This window comes from Flavobacterium sp. IMCC34518, from assembly GCF_027111095.2.
Lineage (GTDB): Bacteria > Bacteroidota > Bacteroidia > Flavobacteriales > Flavobacteriaceae > Flavobacterium > Flavobacterium praedii.
On record NZ_CP114284.2, the window covers coordinates 149,535 to 164,131 of the forward strand.

The 14,597-nt window shown below is 28.6% G+C and carries 14 protein-coding genes; 13 read left to right on the forward strand and 1 reads right to left on the reverse strand.

Annotated elements, in window-relative coordinates; all coding sequences use genetic code 11:
* Position 1: 1 nt before the first annotated feature.
* The 13 genes from OZP06_RS00565 (at position 2) to OZP06_RS00625 (ending at position 13,178) form a co-directional block, all read left to right on the forward strand.
* Positions 2 to 1,213: a hypothetical protein gene (locus OZP06_RS00565; RefSeq protein ID WP_269223191.1), complete on the forward strand. Its 1,212-nt coding sequence runs from the start codon at positions 2 to 4 to the stop codon at positions 1,211 to 1,213.
* Entirely contained in the window at positions 1,188 to 1,535 is a 348-nt protein-coding gene (locus tag OZP06_RS00570; RefSeq protein WP_269223192.1) for a hypothetical protein, read from the forward strand. Before OZP06_RS00565 ends, OZP06_RS00570 begins: the two co-directional genes overlap by 26 nt.
* Positions 1,528 to 2,019, forward strand: a complete 492-nt coding sequence (locus OZP06_RS00575; protein ID WP_269223193.1) for a hypothetical protein — start codon at positions 1,528 to 1,530, stop codon at positions 2,017 to 2,019. Before OZP06_RS00570 ends, OZP06_RS00575 begins: the two co-directional genes overlap by 8 nt.
* Positions 2,016 to 3,137, forward strand: a complete 1,122-nt coding sequence (locus OZP06_RS00580) for a type II secretion system F family protein (RefSeq protein ID WP_269223194.1) — start codon at positions 2,016 to 2,018, stop codon at positions 3,135 to 3,137. The genes OZP06_RS00575 and OZP06_RS00580 overlap by 4 nt, the downstream gene beginning before the upstream one ends.
* Positions 3,138 to 3,211: 74 nt before the next feature.
* A complete protein-coding gene (locus tag OZP06_RS00585) occupies positions 3,212 to 3,646 on the forward strand; it encodes a type II secretion system protein (RefSeq protein WP_264566840.1) in 435 nt (144 codons plus the stop codon).
* A 79-nt stretch (positions 3,647 to 3,725) separates the two neighbouring features.
* The gene (locus OZP06_RS00590; protein ID WP_281324503.1) at positions 3,726 to 4,130 is read left to right on the forward strand and encodes a hypothetical protein; all 405 of its coding nucleotides are present in this window, start codon (positions 3,726 to 3,728) and stop codon (positions 4,128 to 4,130) included.
* Positions 4,130 to 5,533 (forward strand): GspE/PulE family protein, encoded by a 1,404-nt coding sequence (locus tag OZP06_RS00595; RefSeq protein WP_269223195.1) that lies wholly within the window; start codon positions 4,130 to 4,132, stop codon positions 5,531 to 5,533. The genes OZP06_RS00590 and OZP06_RS00595 overlap by 1 nt, the downstream gene beginning before the upstream one ends.
* A complete protein-coding gene (locus OZP06_RS00600) occupies positions 5,534 to 7,447 on the forward strand; it encodes a type II and III secretion system protein (RefSeq protein ID WP_281239374.1) in 1,914 nt (637 codons plus the stop codon).
* The gene (locus OZP06_RS00605) at positions 7,447 to 8,634 is read left to right on the forward strand and encodes a PilN domain-containing protein (RefSeq protein ID WP_281324089.1); all 1,188 of its coding nucleotides are present in this window, start codon (positions 7,447 to 7,449) and stop codon (positions 8,632 to 8,634) included. Before OZP06_RS00600 ends, OZP06_RS00605 begins: the two co-directional genes overlap by 1 nt.
* The gene (locus OZP06_RS00610) at positions 8,627 to 9,151 is read left to right on the forward strand and encodes a hypothetical protein (protein WP_281324090.1); all 525 of its coding nucleotides are present in this window, start codon (positions 8,627 to 8,629) and stop codon (positions 9,149 to 9,151) included. The genes OZP06_RS00605 and OZP06_RS00610 overlap by 8 nt, the downstream gene beginning before the upstream one ends.
* Positions 9,135 to 10,091, forward strand: a complete 957-nt coding sequence (locus OZP06_RS00615; RefSeq protein WP_269223201.1) for a hypothetical protein — start codon at positions 9,135 to 9,137, stop codon at positions 10,089 to 10,091. Before OZP06_RS00610 ends, OZP06_RS00615 begins: the two co-directional genes overlap by 17 nt.
* A 19-nt stretch (positions 10,092 to 10,110) precedes the next feature.
* Entirely contained in the window at positions 10,111 to 10,620 is a 510-nt protein-coding gene (locus OZP06_RS00620; RefSeq protein ID WP_281239370.1) for a hypothetical protein, read from the forward strand.
* Between the two features lie 188 nt (positions 10,621 to 10,808).
* The gene (locus OZP06_RS00625) at positions 10,809 to 13,178 is read left to right on the forward strand and encodes a GAF domain-containing protein (RefSeq protein WP_269223203.1); all 2,370 of its coding nucleotides are present in this window, start codon (positions 10,809 to 10,811) and stop codon (positions 13,176 to 13,178) included.
* Here the strand turns inward: OZP06_RS00625 and OZP06_RS00630 are convergent.
* Positions 13,175 to 14,347 carry a Pycsar system effector family protein gene (locus OZP06_RS00630; protein WP_281324091.1) on the reverse strand — a complete coding sequence of 391 codons (1,173 nt, stop codon included), beginning with the start codon at positions 14,345 to 14,347 and terminating at the stop codon, positions 13,175 to 13,177. The two genes, OZP06_RS00625 and OZP06_RS00630, sit on opposite strands and share 4 nt — an antisense overlap.
* Positions 14,348 to 14,597 lie beyond the last annotated feature (250 nt).

The following is a 14,597-nucleotide window of genomic DNA, read 5'->3' on the forward strand; positions in this document are numbered from 1 at the left end:
AATGGTCAAGGCTCACAGTTTACTATATGCTATTTATATTTGCCTTATTGTCTCAATAATATGCGGTGCCTTATTGTTTTTTACAAATTTATACGGACAACTCAATCTATACTATAATCTTCAGGAAGAATTATACATCAATAATCAATCTATTGTAAATCTTGCCTTAGAGAATAAAGAGACATTACAAGAACCCATTCAAGATGAAAAATCAGGTATTATAGGAAGCTACGCAACAAAACCTTATGGTCTGTTAAATCTTTTGTTGGTGAAATCAGAAACAAATAAAGACACCGTTCAGTCTGCACATTTTATCGGACTTTACACCAAAGACAAATCAGCATTGTTTTTAACCAATTTCTCTAAATCACTTACATATACCGGTACCGTAAGATTGATTGGAGACAATTCACTCCCATCAACCTATATCGAAACTGCTTATATTAACAATAGACCCAATCAACTTATAATCGATGGAAAAAATACTATTTCTGAAAATCAACTTCCAGAGATCAATCCTGATTTTAAGAAAATATTCTATGGAATACGAGCTATAAAAACAAATTTATCTGATGTTGAAAAACCAAAAGATTCTTTATACTTCAACTCTTTTTTTAATACAACTAAAGAAATTTATCTAAACTCCATTGTTTCGAATGTAATTTTTAAAGGCAATTTTATTATACGCTCCAAAGATTCTTTACATATTAAAAAAAATACCGTTTTAGAAGATGTAATATTGATTGCACCAAAAATAACATTTGAAGCTGGATTTAAGGGAACCGTTCAAGCTTTTGCATCTGAAAGAATAGAATTGGAACAAAATGTTATTTTAAACTACCCTTCTGTACTATGCATTTACAACGAAACTGGGGATGACAGCAAAATAAAAATAAAAAAAGATTGCAAAATAACTGGTGCTGTTGTTCTATTTGGCAACACAAATGAAATGATAGACAAAAATAGTATAGAGATAGATGAAGAAGGATTGCTATTTGGCGACATTTATTGCACGGGAAAATTATTTTTAAAAAGTAAAGTTTACGGTTCTGTTTATACCAATCGTTTATTTTACAAAACGGAATCTGCATCCTATGACAATACTATTTCGGATATAGAAATTAATGCTAAAAAAAGACCAAACTATTTTATTTCAATTCCAATATTTGATTCAAAAAATGTATCTCATGGCATCATTAAAAAAGTATTATAGTTTAAGAGCAAATTCTATATTGGAATCAGTCATTGCTTTGACTATTATTTCAATATGTTTTTATTTCACAATACTGATTTTTGCAACAGTTTTTACACCAAGAACATCTGCAAAATTCTATAATACCCAAAATAAAGTAAATGAATTATTCTTTTTATCACAAATAAAAAATGACTCCTTACTAAATGAAAACGAAAATGAAAATTTATCAGTTGAAGAGGAATACATTAACGAAAACCTAAAAAAAACAACCATCCGCTTTAAAGACAGCACACAGTTTGAGTTTGAAAAAAGTTTTTATATTCAAAATAATCATGAGTAACAGAAAAATGATGTCTGCTTTTTCTATAGTAGAGGCTATTGTCGGCATGGCTATAACCGCTATCATTATGAGCATAATATTTGTGGTTTTTTCTATTGTAACGGAAAGAATGATGGATTACAAAAATCAAAATGAATCAATCTGTGATTTAAATAGATTGACTTATAGTGTCAACAAAGATATTTTTGAAAACGAAAAAATGACTGTCATTGACAATGAAATTACATTTAAAGGTTATTCTGGAGAAAACATAAAATATAGTTTTCTTGAAGACTATACTTTGAGAAATAATGAAATATTCATAGATACATTTAAAATTAAGCTTAATCAAATACATATTGATACTGTAAAAAGTAAATCGGAACAATTTGTTTTTCAAAAATTGAAATTCAATATAGAAATAAATGAAAACAAAATGGACTTGAAATTCTATAAGCGCATTTATGCAAATGAATTATTATTAAAAGAAAACAACGAAAAATGAGTCTTGATTTAAGCACATATAAAACTGCAAAATCTGAAAAAAAACCAATTAAAATTGAAAGTATTAATCTTCAGTTTTCAAAATCACTTTCAGATAAACAAAAAGAAGTATTTTACAGAGAGTTGAGTATGCTTTTAAAATCGGGAGTCGATTTTAAAAAAGCATTAGAAATATTAGGCAACCAGTCTTCCAATAAATTTGAAAAAGAAATAATCATTGAATTAAAGAACAAGGTTGTAGAAGGAAGAAGCATTTATGAATCAATAAAAGAAACAAATCAATTTTCACCTTACGAATATTACAGCATTCAAATAGGAGAAGAAACCCGTAAACTAGAAGAAGTTTTAGCCGAATTACAAAAATATTTCAACAGAAAAATCCAAATGAAAAGGCAAATTATCTCTGTGTTGACCTATCCTGCGATTGTAATGCTGGTTACCTTTTTGGTGCTTTATTTTATGCTCAATAAAGTAGTGCCAATGTTCAGTTCTGTTTTCAGACAATTTGGAAGTGAATTACCAAAAAGCACTCAAATCATTATAAAATTATCAAATCATTCAGGAGCAATTTTTACGGTCGTATTAGCCATTATAATTGGGCTAATCGCTACACATACTTTACTTAAAAAAGATCAAAATTACCGAGCATTTACAACAAAAATAATTTTGAGAACACCCTATTTTGGAAATTTAATTCGAAAAATTTATATATCCCGCTTTTGCCAAGCTATGAATTTATTAATTACATCTAAAACAACATTAATAAATTCTTTGACATTAACCGCAAAAATGATAGGCTTCTATCCTATTGAAGTTGCTATTGTAGAAATAAAAGAAGATATAACAAGAGGAGCTTCCTTACATGAAAGTTTAAAAAAACACAATGTATTCGAGAATAAAATGGTTTCTATGGTTGAAGTAGCTGAACAAGTGAATCAACTTGAAACTATGTTTGAAAGGTTAACAGAACAATATAATGAGGAAATTAGCCATCAAACAAAGATGATAGGTGTTATTTTGGAACCTATGATCATTATAGTAATTGGAGTGATTGTTGGAGTAATAATGGTCTCTATGTATGCCCCAATGTTTGATTTAAGTAAAATAATAAATAAATAACAATAATTTCATTACTATTTGTATTTTTGCCACTTTTGGAATTAACAATTTTTAACGAATAAAATAACATAAAGATGTTGAATAATATTAAAAAATACTTTCAAAACACCAAAACAACAATGGTTAAAGCCTACTCTTTAACTGAAATTTTGATTGTTTTATGTATCATTGGTATACTACTCTTAATGGTATTACCCAATCAAACCTCAGTTATTGGTCAAGCAAAAGCGATTGAGGCTCAAGCGATGTTAAATCAAGTTTATGGCCTAGAAAAAAGCCATTTTTATAGACATTCAAAATATTCAAGTAACCTAGAAGAGCTTGGTTTCGAACCAGAACTTACCGTTGACGAAGGCGGTCAAGCGGTATATAAAATTGAAATAGTAGAAGCTTCAAATGATTCCTTTTTGGCTCGAGCAACAGCAACCTCAGATTTGGATGGAGATGGAGCTTTAAACACTTGGGAAATTGATAGTAAAAAAATGTTAACAGAAGTAACAAAAGAATAAATTGGATATAATTTTTATAGGTTTATTACTTTGTCTACTTGTTCTGTTTTTTCAAGATTGGAAATACAGAGCAATTCATGTGGTTTTGCCTATACTGATTTTCTTGTCATCCTATTTTATAATAAAACAAGAAAATAAACTTTCAAATAAAATCATGATTCTAAACTTATGCTTTTTTCTAATAACTCTAAGCATATTAACCCTTTATATGAGTTTAAAAAACAAATGCTTTTTAAATCCTTTTGAGAACTATTTTGGTTTAGGTGATTTGTTATTTTACATCAGCATTGCTCCTTTATTCAATCTTAAAAACTACGTTCTCTTTTTTATACTTTCAATGATTTTTGCCATTTGTTTACAATTTACATTGAGAAAAAAAATGAAACACAATACGGTACCTTTAGCAGGATTTTCGGCATTATTTTTATTCATAATTCTTGCAATGGATGGTTTATTAAGCATCCCGAAAATCTCTTTAATATAATGCAGACTATAATAGTTCATCCGGAAAATCAGCATATTTTGTCCAATGACATAGCAAATCAGTATAGAGTATTGCCAAAAACTGTATCTGATTCTTGTTTAGAACTTTATATAGATGAATCGAATAACAATCTGGATACCAAAGAAGAATTAGAACTTTTTATTGGAAAAAACATATCCTTAATCTCATTTGATTCATCAGAAATTGAAAAAGCATTATCCATTTATTATCGCAAAGAACGGCTTACTAGTTCAAGTAAATCCATTAATGTAGACAAAGGTGATTTCCTTGAAAATTTATTGGGAGAAGCAAAATCTCTAAAATGCAGTGATATTCATTTTGAAATTTATGAAGATTCATCCAGAATTCGGTTTAGAATTGATGGCCAGTTAATCGAGCGATATAAAGTTGAAAAAGACAATTATCTGGAATTAGTCAACAAAGTAAAGATAAAAGCTAAGCTTAACATTACCGAAAAACGTTTGCCACAAGATGGAAGAATCACTAATGACTCATTTGACATTAGGGTCTCCATTTTACCCACTTTATTTGGCGAAAAAATAGTTATGCGTTTGTTAGGACAAGATGCTTCGAATATTGATTTGAATACTCTTGGACTTCAACAAGAAGAATTACAAAACTATTTAGAAGCCGTAAAAAAACCGAACGGAATTATTTTAATAAGTGGCCCAACTGGATCTGGAAAAACAACTACCCTGTACGCTACTCTTAGATTGCTCAATGAAAGCAAGAGAAACATTGTTACAGTAGAAGATCCAATTGAATATACATTAAAAGGAATCAATCAGGTTCAATTAAAAGAAGATATCGGACTTACTTTTTCAACTGCTTTAAAATCGTTTTTGCGACAAGATCCAGATGTCATTATGCTTGGAGAAATTCGAGATTCAGAAACAGCATTGATGGCAATTAGAGCATCTTTAACGGGACATTTAGTATTATCGACCATTCATACGAATTCAGCAATTGGAACTATATCAAGACTAATAGACATGGGAGTTCCATCTTATTTGATAGCAGAGACTTTAAACCTGTCGGTAGCACAACGATTGATAAGAAAGCTATGCAATGATTGCAAGAAAGAAGTTAAGTGCAACAAAAGTGATTTCCCAAGTAATTTCCAATTTCCTTATGAAGTTACTAGTTACTATAAAGCTGTAGGTTGCAATAAATGCTATCATACAGGTTATAAAGGCCGAACAGCTATTTATGAAGTTTTACCAATTGAAAATACTATCGTTGAAGCCATAAAAAACAATACAATATCAAAACAATATAACACTAGCGATAATTACAAATCATTGTCTGAAAAGGCATTTGATATCTTATCAAAAGGAGAAACAGCACTAGAAGAAATTTATTCTATTTTAATAAACATATAAATGTTCAAACAAATAATTTACGTTCTAATTGGTTTATTTTTTACAAATACTATTATTGCGCAACAAGATATAAATGAATTAGTTAAAAATTTTGATGCAATGTCAGCGCAGAATAAAGGGCTTGACGAATCAATAAAAATAGATATAAATGGCCTTACACTCCATGACTTTATTTCTACTATCGCAGAAGATCATCAATTAAATGTTGATGTGGATCAGAGTCTAACTCAAATGGTATCTAATAATTTTTTTGATGTAAAAGTTAAAGATGTTTTTATACATTTAGTTCAAAAATACGATCTCGAAGTAACTTTTAGAAATAACATTATTATTTTCAACAAAAGAATTGAAAAAGTTATTGTCCAAAAAAAATCAGCAAAAATAATTGATGTTACTTACAATCCACTAAATGATTTCTTATCTGTTAAATTAGAAAATGACACTTTATCGTCCGTTATTAAAACAATTATAGACAAAACAAGTAAAAATTTGATTTTGGCTCCAACGATCAGAAACATAACCGTTTCCTCTTATATACTAAATCGCCCTTTTGACCAAGTAATACAAATGATTGCAAAATCAAATGATTTAATAGTAACAAAAGATGATGATGGAATTTATTATATCGAAAAAAACAATGTAGAATCATCCATAAATTCAACTAGTAACAATTCAAATTTAAAAGCCAAGCAACCAAAAGCTGCTGTAGGACTTCCAGGGTATTATGATGTTTTAATAAATAAAAATGGATTATTGACTGTTAAAGCATATGCAGCAGACGTAGCAGATTTAATAACTGAATCTGCAGAGAAACTAAAAATTAATTATTTTTTTTATAACAAACCAGAAAATGAAAAAATTACGCTTTCTGTAGAAAATATAACATTTGATGATCTTTTAGAACAAATTCTTGAAGGAAAAAAATACACATTCAAAAAACAAGGAGCGTTTTATTTAATTGGAGAACAAATTACTGAAGGTTTAAGAGTAACGGAACTAATACAAATGGAAAATAGATCCATAGAACTAGTTCTCGGTTCATTACCAAAAGTATTTTCCGATAAATTAGAAATAAAAGAATTTACAGAATTGAACGGATTAATAGTTTCTGGATCAAAAAATACCGTTGATGAATTAAAATTATACATAAAACAGATAGATAAAGTTGTGCCTATGGTTCAAATTGAGGTTATTATTGTCCAGTACAATAAATCGTATTCTATTCAAACTGGTATGAAGGCTGGAATAGACAAATTGAATAAAGTAGTTACTAGCGGAACAATATTCCCTACCACTGATGTAGTCGTAAATTCATCATCCATAAATAGTCTAATTGACGCCTTTAATGGTTTTGGTATTTTTAAATTAGGTAAAGTTGCAGAGTCATTTTATGCCAATTTGAAATTACTCGAAAATAATTCTATTATTAATGTAGAATCAACACCAAAAATTGCGACTATAAGCGGTCATGAGGCAAAACTATCAATTGGCGAAACCAGTTATTATTTCGAACAAACTAATCGACTTATAAACAATAGTATTGGTAATGATGTATTAAATTCTGGTGTTTGGAAATCGACCGACGCCAATCTAAGTTTATCAATAAAGCCTTTTGTCTCAACAGATGAAAATGTAACTCTAACTATTGTTGTCGAAAAAAGTTCTTTTTTAGCTCGAGCTGGTGAAGATGCTCCTCCAGGAAAAGCAACGCAAAAATTTGAATCTCTTGTTAGGGTGAAAAATAACGAAATGATTTTATTAGGAGGACTAGATGAATTAAAAAAAGAAAATTCTGGAACTGGAACACCTGTAATTTCAAGAATACCAATCATTAAATGGTTTTTCAGTAGTCGACAAAAGGGGAAAAGCACATCAAAATTACATTTATTTATCAAACCAACTGTAGTATATTAATGATTACGATTTTATCCAAAATAATAAAAATTAACGAACTGCATGTTATAGGACTCATTAAAAACGAAAATGAAGAGTTTTATCATGTCTTAACAGTTAAAAAAAAGGGAAATAAAGTAACGATTGTTTCTATGGCTTCATTTACAGAATTTGAGGACCTTAAAAAAAACGTAGATCAAAATTTGCCGTTGCTTTTGTTGGTTGATGGGAAGGGAGTATTGAATAAAGCCATTGATTTCAATAATGAAGCAGATGTAAGTTGGTATAAAAACATTGATTTAAACTCAATATACCACACTAGCTTAAAAGGTTTAAATATTGATTTTATCAGCTTTAGCAGAAAAAATATTATAAATGACACTATATCAAAATTTGAAAAGAACAATTTTCAAATAATTGATATTTATTTGGGTTCATTTATATCAGCAATATTGATTAATTCTATAAAAAAAGAAGCTATCGTTTCTAATGATTTATTATTAGAATTCAAAAATGAAAAACTATATAACTTTGCAAAACAAGTTGATTCTACAAAAAAAGAAAATTACATCATTGGAACCGAGACAATCACCAATACATACTTGCCTCTATATGCTACAGTAATCGATTTTTTTATAAAATCTAAAGAAATTTCAAAAACAAAAATTGAGACTTTAAATACAGACGAAATTACATACAAGAAAGCTTTTAAATATTTTGGAATCTCAATTCTAGTTGGTTTCTTAATTTCGCTTTTGATAAGTTTCTTTTTAATTCAGTATTATACATCCAAAAACACAGCTCTGAATATTCAAAATATATATACCGATAAAAACTATCAGCAAACATTAAATTTAGAAAAACAAAAAGAAAATAAAGAGAAAATACTGTTAGAATCAGGGTTCTCATCTTCAAAATTCCTTTCCTTCTATTCTTATGAAATCATTAAAATAGTTCCGCAAGATGTCTCATTAACCGTTTTAGAAATAACTCCTCTAACCAAGGAATCAAAATCAAACCAAAAATTAATTTTTGAGTCAAACACAATAAATGTAAAAGGAGAAACTTTTAGTGAATCTTCATTAAACACTTGGATGGAAAGTTTAAAAAAAATGAATTGGTTAGCAAATTTTGAAATTATCAGTTTGAAAAAAGATAAAAAAAATAAATCTCAATTTGAAATAAAAATCACAATAAAAAATGTTTGAAAAATATTCCTTTAAGAAAAAATTTCTAGCGTTACTCCTTTTGACTTTTATAATTGCGATAACGGCATACAAAAGGTCATTTAGTACACTAATTCAAGTAATAAAAGAGCATAATGCTTTATCAGAAAAAATTGAAGATGTAAATAAAAAAGCGAATAATTCAAGCAATTTAGCTAAAGAGGTGGCTTATTTAGACAGGCTAATAGGTAAAGAGGGAGTGTCAAAAGAGGTAATACAACAAGAAATTGTAAATTTTACAGCAAAAAGACATCCTAAAGTGTCAATTAATATATTAGAGCCGATACACCTTTTTCGAGATGAAAACCATACCATTATCACAAATCAACTGGATGTTACCGGTAATACAAATCAATTATTACAATTAGGATACGATTTTGAGAAAAATTTTAGTGATTCAAGAATTGTAAATATGCATTTCTATGTCTCAAAAAAAAATAACAAAACAGATCTTTTACATTTTAAAATTATATTTCAAAATTATGAAAAAAATAAATAGAGTTTCAATAATAGCAATTGCATTAATTTTGTTTTCTTGTGATGATGTATTGGAAAAAGACATAACAAATGATATGATAGAACTTATATCCCCTAAAGATTATGAAGAGATTGAAAGTAATGTTGTTACTTTTAAATGGAATAACCTTTCCGACTCAGATAAATATCGAATACAAATTTTTAAAACTGATAAAACAAAAGTATTAGATTCATTAATAACCAAAACGAATTTAACATATCCTCTCCCACTTGGGGAATACCAATGGAGAGTAAGGGGAGAAAATTTCGCATATCAATCTTCCTATTCCCATCAAGGTGATTTTTCTGTCATCGAATCAACCGATTTAAGTAAGCAACAAATAATTTTAAAAAACCCAGTAGATAATTATTGTACGAAAAGTAGCACTCTAACCTGTAATTGGGCAGCACTTACAATTGCAGATTATTACGATTTTGAATTATTAAATGTGACCAATGGAGAAACTATTGTTTTTCAAGAAACAAATATTACGAACCCAACATTTATAATAAATAGCACCAATTTAAGTGCAGAAGCTAAATATAAATGGAAAATAAAAGGAGTAAATGGAACATCTGAAACACCTTTTAGTACAAGTACATTTTCGGTTGACAGAACTAATCCCAATCAACCTAGCAATACTCTTCCCATACAAAATGCAACATTTACAACAAACCAAACAATTAATTTTAGTTGGTCAATCCTAGCCGATGTAGGTGCTATTCAATCACCTATTACGTACACTATAGAATTCGCAAACGATATTAATTTTACAACTATAGTTCAAAAAAATGACGTTTCAACAGCATCTTTTGATAAAGCTTTCACAGCATTAGGAAGTTATTATTGGAGAATTAAAGCAACCGATTTGGCTGGAAACATAAGCATCTATAGTACCCCTTTTAAATTTATAGTAAAATAAATAATTCTCAATAATCCTAATGAAAAAGAAAATTAATGTCGCTTTAATATTAATTGTTTTGACAGTATGGGGTTTAGTGGCATCAAAAACTCTAAAACAATATTTTTTTTTAGATAAAAAAATAAAACATACAAAAAATTACAATTCAAATTTAAAAATAAATCAGATAAATAAAGACACCTTTACTATCAATCATATTAATAGGGATCCTTTTTTAAACAAAGAAAGTAGAATAATTAATGCTTCGTTAGTTCAAAATACACATTTTAAAAGCATTATTATAAAAAAGAAATTAAAACCAGAAATAATTAAACATGTAGAAATTTTAAATTGGCCACTTATTTCTTACCATGGCTATATCAATTCTAAAGATCGGAAAGATGAATTATTAATATTAGTAAACATAGATAAAAAACTGTATAAACTAAAACTTAATGAGCAGTCAGAAGGCATTACGGTAAAAAAAGTTTACAAGGATTCCATCGAACTAGATTTCAATAAAGCGAGAAAAATATTTAGATTAAAATAATTTGAATTAGAAATCTAAAAACAAAAGTTTCTTTTCCAATTTTATTTTTAAACTACTTGTTTAAACTGAGAACACTTTTCTTGATCTCTTTATTTTGAAATAAAAATCACCCCTAGATCATTACAATAAAAAAAAGAAAAATACAATCACTTTATTTGTAATTTTACTATCCTATTTAATGATTGATTATGAGTAATAAAACATTTACAGAGAGCCCGTTCAAAACCCTAATTTCATTTCATAAATTGATTGATAGTTTAGAGGAAATTGCGCAAACCGATGTAGATTACCGCTCTAATTATGCCAAAGCATTATTAAAAGAAATAGAACCTTTCTCCGAGTTTAGAGATGGAATTGAAGATTTAAACTTGATTAAGCAACAGGAAAAGTTAATTCACAATTTACTTGCCGACTTATTCCCGACTGCATTAACACACAATGAGATTAAAGCAATTAGCATTCCATTTCAGAATGTAACATTTAATTTTACGGAAAGATTTAAAAAAATTCTTCAGCATGCAGGAATTACATTCAACATGGAGATACGTGATTTTGACAAGGATCAATTTTATATCTTTAATTGCATATTAATTCTGAATGCTTATTATGGCCAGCATTTTGACTTTTATACTCCTTTATTTTATGATATTCCAAACGCACATGGTATTATAGAGCATTATAAAATTTTGTATAATGCTGATTTTATAGAAGTTATACCTACCCAAAATGCACCTGAACTTTCCCAAGACGATATTGATCTATTGATGAATAACCATGATAATATCGCTTTATGGAAAGAGCTATTCCCGAATGAAAGTTGGATTTTAAAAGGTTTTGGTATAGTAAGCCTTATAGATGTAACAAGAGAAAATGCTATATCCAACTTAAAAAGTAATCTTTTAAAATCTGAGAAATCACATAATAAATTGAGTATCAGCTTTGAATCTATATTTAGATCTATTTTTAAAATTCCCGATTTAAGAATTGGATTTATCATTTACAACGAAGAAGAAGAAAAATTTACAAATCCACCACATGAAGAGAAAGAGATGAAAAGTTTTATCTTAAATAATCTCGAAGAAATGGATTGTAAAAATACTATTTATGGCTGTTCATTAGAAACTATTTTAGAAGAGAAAAAACCAATAATAATCTCTGATGTTCAACAATTTTCTAAAATACCCGGAAATGAAAGACTTACGCAGCATTTAGCACTACAAAATATTCAGAGTTGTATTTTTGCACCTGTAATAAAAAACAATACTATTCTCGGAATTATTGAATTGGTTTCTGCAAAACCAAAGGAGCTCAATACTATAAATGCCACAAATCTAGATTTGATTTTACCTTATTTAATCGACACCCTTGAACGTTATAAAACTGATATGCAACATCATATCGAAGCCATTATTCAAAGAGAATATACCGCCATACACTCAAGTGTATACTGGAAATTTAGGCGAGAAGCACTCAAATATTATCAAACCAGTAACCCAAATAAAGATTATATTTTTAAAGAAATCATATTCAAAGATGTCTACCCTCTTTATGGACAAATTGACATTAAAGGTTCCTCGGAACATCGAAATCAAACTGTAAAAGAAGATTTAAAAAACCAATTAACTACCTTAATAAAACTTTTTGAAGGTCAAAAAACAAATGATAGTTTCGTTTTGCTAGAACAACGTATATTCGAATTACAAACTTTTGATAAAGAACTAGAATCACCATTAAAAGCAGATACAGAACAACAAATTCAGAATTATATTGAATCTGAAATTCATCCTATCCTAAGAAATACTAAAATGGATATAGAGAGTGAAATAGTTAGACAAAACTATTTTGAAAGTTTGGACGAAAAAACGGGAATGTTCTATCATGCAAGGAAAAAATTTGATCATACAATGTCGATAATCAACAAAAAGCTGGCTGCAATATTGGATAAAAAACAAATTGAAGCTCAACTTATCTATCCGCATTATTACGAACGCTTTAAAACTGATGGTGTAGAACACAATTTATATATTGGAGCGTCAATTGCCCCAACAAAACCATTTGACAACCTTTATTTGCATAATTTAAGATTGTGGCAACTACAAACTTTATGCGAAATGGAGATAGAACATCACCAACTCAAAGCTACTTTGCCATATCAATTGGATGTGACTTCTTTAATTCTGGTGTTTAGTTCCCCTATTTCTATCCGATTTAGAATGGATGAAAAACGATTTGATGTTGATGGAACCTACAATGCCCGATATGAAGTGGTTAAAAAACGTATTGACAAAGCCAATATAAAAGGCACCAAAGAGCGAATTACTCAAAAAGAAAAAATCACGATTGTTTATTCTCACAATGCTGAAGAAAATGAATATTTGAAATACATCAAATACCTACAATACAAAAACTTATTAGAACCAAACATTGAACAATTTGAAATTGAAGATTTACAAGGCGTATCTGGTTTAAGGGCCTTTAGGGTAAAAGTAATTAATAACAATCTGGAAAGTATTGCTCATAACAACACCTATCAAGATTTATTAAATGAACAAAATTAAGCACCAACTGTTTTAAAAGCGAATACAAAAGCAATTACAGATAATACGATTCCAATCATAAAAATAGTATAGGCAATTCGTAATAATCGGTATTTTTTCTCCAAAACTATTCCCAAATAATACAAATCCTTTATCATAGAATTATACAAATATTCCCTGTCTTTCATCATCTCGTTCATAGCCCATTGATAGTCTGTCAAAGGCATTTTGTAAAAATTTCCAAAGAAAAGAAGATTCACTTTTTTATCTTCAATATCTTTTTTTGTAAAAACCCCTTTGGTTACTTTTGGTCTTGTTGAAAGAATGGCAAAAATAATAGTGATTACACTGGACATCAACATAATAAATGTAGGAACAACCAAATGCACATTTTTGGGACTGTCTAATTTAGGAATCAAGGTAGAGAGCGCTATCGAAATAATAATAGCGTTTACGGAGAGTAAAATATTTGCCTTACTGTCGGCAATGCCACTTAAACGGGTATGATTCCCTAAAGTAACCCGAAACAATGTGTCGATACCGCGATCTGGTTTATCTTCCTTCTCTTTTCTTTTATTGCCTTTACCTAGTTCTTCATTCATTTTTTTTATTTTTTTACGAAGTCGTTTTATATTTTTTTCTTTTAATGGTTGCCAATGTTCTATCGCATAAGGTGTATAAAATTGATGAACCTTTGATAAAAAAAACTCATTTTCTAAGGCCCATTCCATATCACTAAATACTTTATTACCAACTTTCTCCCATTCTTGCCTCAAGCATTCACATTCAAAAATATAATCCGCATTCAAGATATGATAAAAGTCAGCATCCTTTATTATTTTTTCTAAAAGTGTTTGGGGTATATATTCCTTACTAGTAGCTTTAATTAAACTGGAAACATTTGAGATGTACTCGTCTGATTTATTATTTACCTTTAAAAAATCGGTTGCAATTTCGGCACTAAATTCTTCATGATTTTCGCAACTCTTTGTATATCCTGTATCGTGAAACCAAGCAGCATTGAGTAAAATATCTTTTTCTTTAGGAGACACTTTTTCTTCATCACACAAAACAGTAACGGCATTCACTACCCCAATTGTGTGATTCAAATTATGATAAGTATATACACTGGATAGTTTGCCTTTGATTAAATCGGTAACAAAATCCTGAACCTGATTTACAAGAGTCATACATTAATTTTTATACGTCTAAATTATGAAATTGTTTTTTGAAATTCATTTTATACTTTAGAATAAATAAAACTTTGCATAATTTTTGTTTTTTTCCCTTTTAAAGGTTTTTTATTTAAAAGCAAGATTGATTAATCAATTACCTTTAATTACTTTTACTTAATATCGTTGAAGAATTATTACGAAACTCTATATTTCGCTAAATTTAGAACAATTAAACCTTCGAACTGTTGTTAATGGGTACAATCAA

Coding starts and splice junctions, on each gene's coding strand:
- OZP06_RS00610 (WP_281324090.1), top strand. CDS start 8,627: ATGTTTGAAAAATATTCCTTTAAGAAAAAATTTCTAGCGTTACTCCTT.
- OZP06_RS00605 (WP_281324089.1), top strand. CDS start 7,447: ATGATTACGATTTTATCCAAAATAATAAAAATTAACGAACTGCATGTT.
- OZP06_RS00625 (WP_269223203.1), top strand. CDS start 10,809: ATGAGTAATAAAACATTTACAGAGAGCCCGTTCAAAACCCTAATTTCA.
- OZP06_RS00580 (WP_269223194.1), top strand. CDS start 2,016: ATGAGTCTTGATTTAAGCACATATAAAACTGCAAAATCTGAAAAAAAA.
- OZP06_RS00615 (WP_269223201.1), top strand. CDS start 9,135: ATGAAAAAAATAAATAGAGTTTCAATAATAGCAATTGCATTAATTTTG.
- OZP06_RS00585 (WP_264566840.1), top strand. CDS start 3,212: ATGTTGAATAATATTAAAAAATACTTTCAAAACACCAAAACAACAATG.
- OZP06_RS00630 (WP_281324091.1), bottom strand. CDS start 14,347: ATGACTCTTGTAAATCAGGTTCAGGATTTTGTTACCGATTTAATCAAA.
- OZP06_RS00565 (WP_269223191.1), top strand. CDS start 2: ATGGTCAAGGCTCACAGTTTACTATATGCTATTTATATTTGCCTTATT.
- OZP06_RS00600 (WP_281239374.1), top strand. CDS start 5,534: ATGTTCAAACAAATAATTTACGTTCTAATTGGTTTATTTTTTACAAAT.
- OZP06_RS00575 (WP_269223193.1), top strand. CDS start 1,528: ATGAGTAACAGAAAAATGATGTCTGCTTTTTCTATAGTAGAGGCTATT.
- OZP06_RS00595 (WP_269223195.1), top strand. CDS start 4,130: ATGCAGACTATAATAGTTCATCCGGAAAATCAGCATATTTTGTCCAAT.
- OZP06_RS00620 (WP_281239370.1), top strand. CDS start 10,111: ATGAAAAAGAAAATTAATGTCGCTTTAATATTAATTGTTTTGACAGTA.
- OZP06_RS00570 (WP_269223192.1), top strand. CDS start 1,188: ATGGCATCATTAAAAAAGTATTATAGTTTAAGAGCAAATTCTATATTG.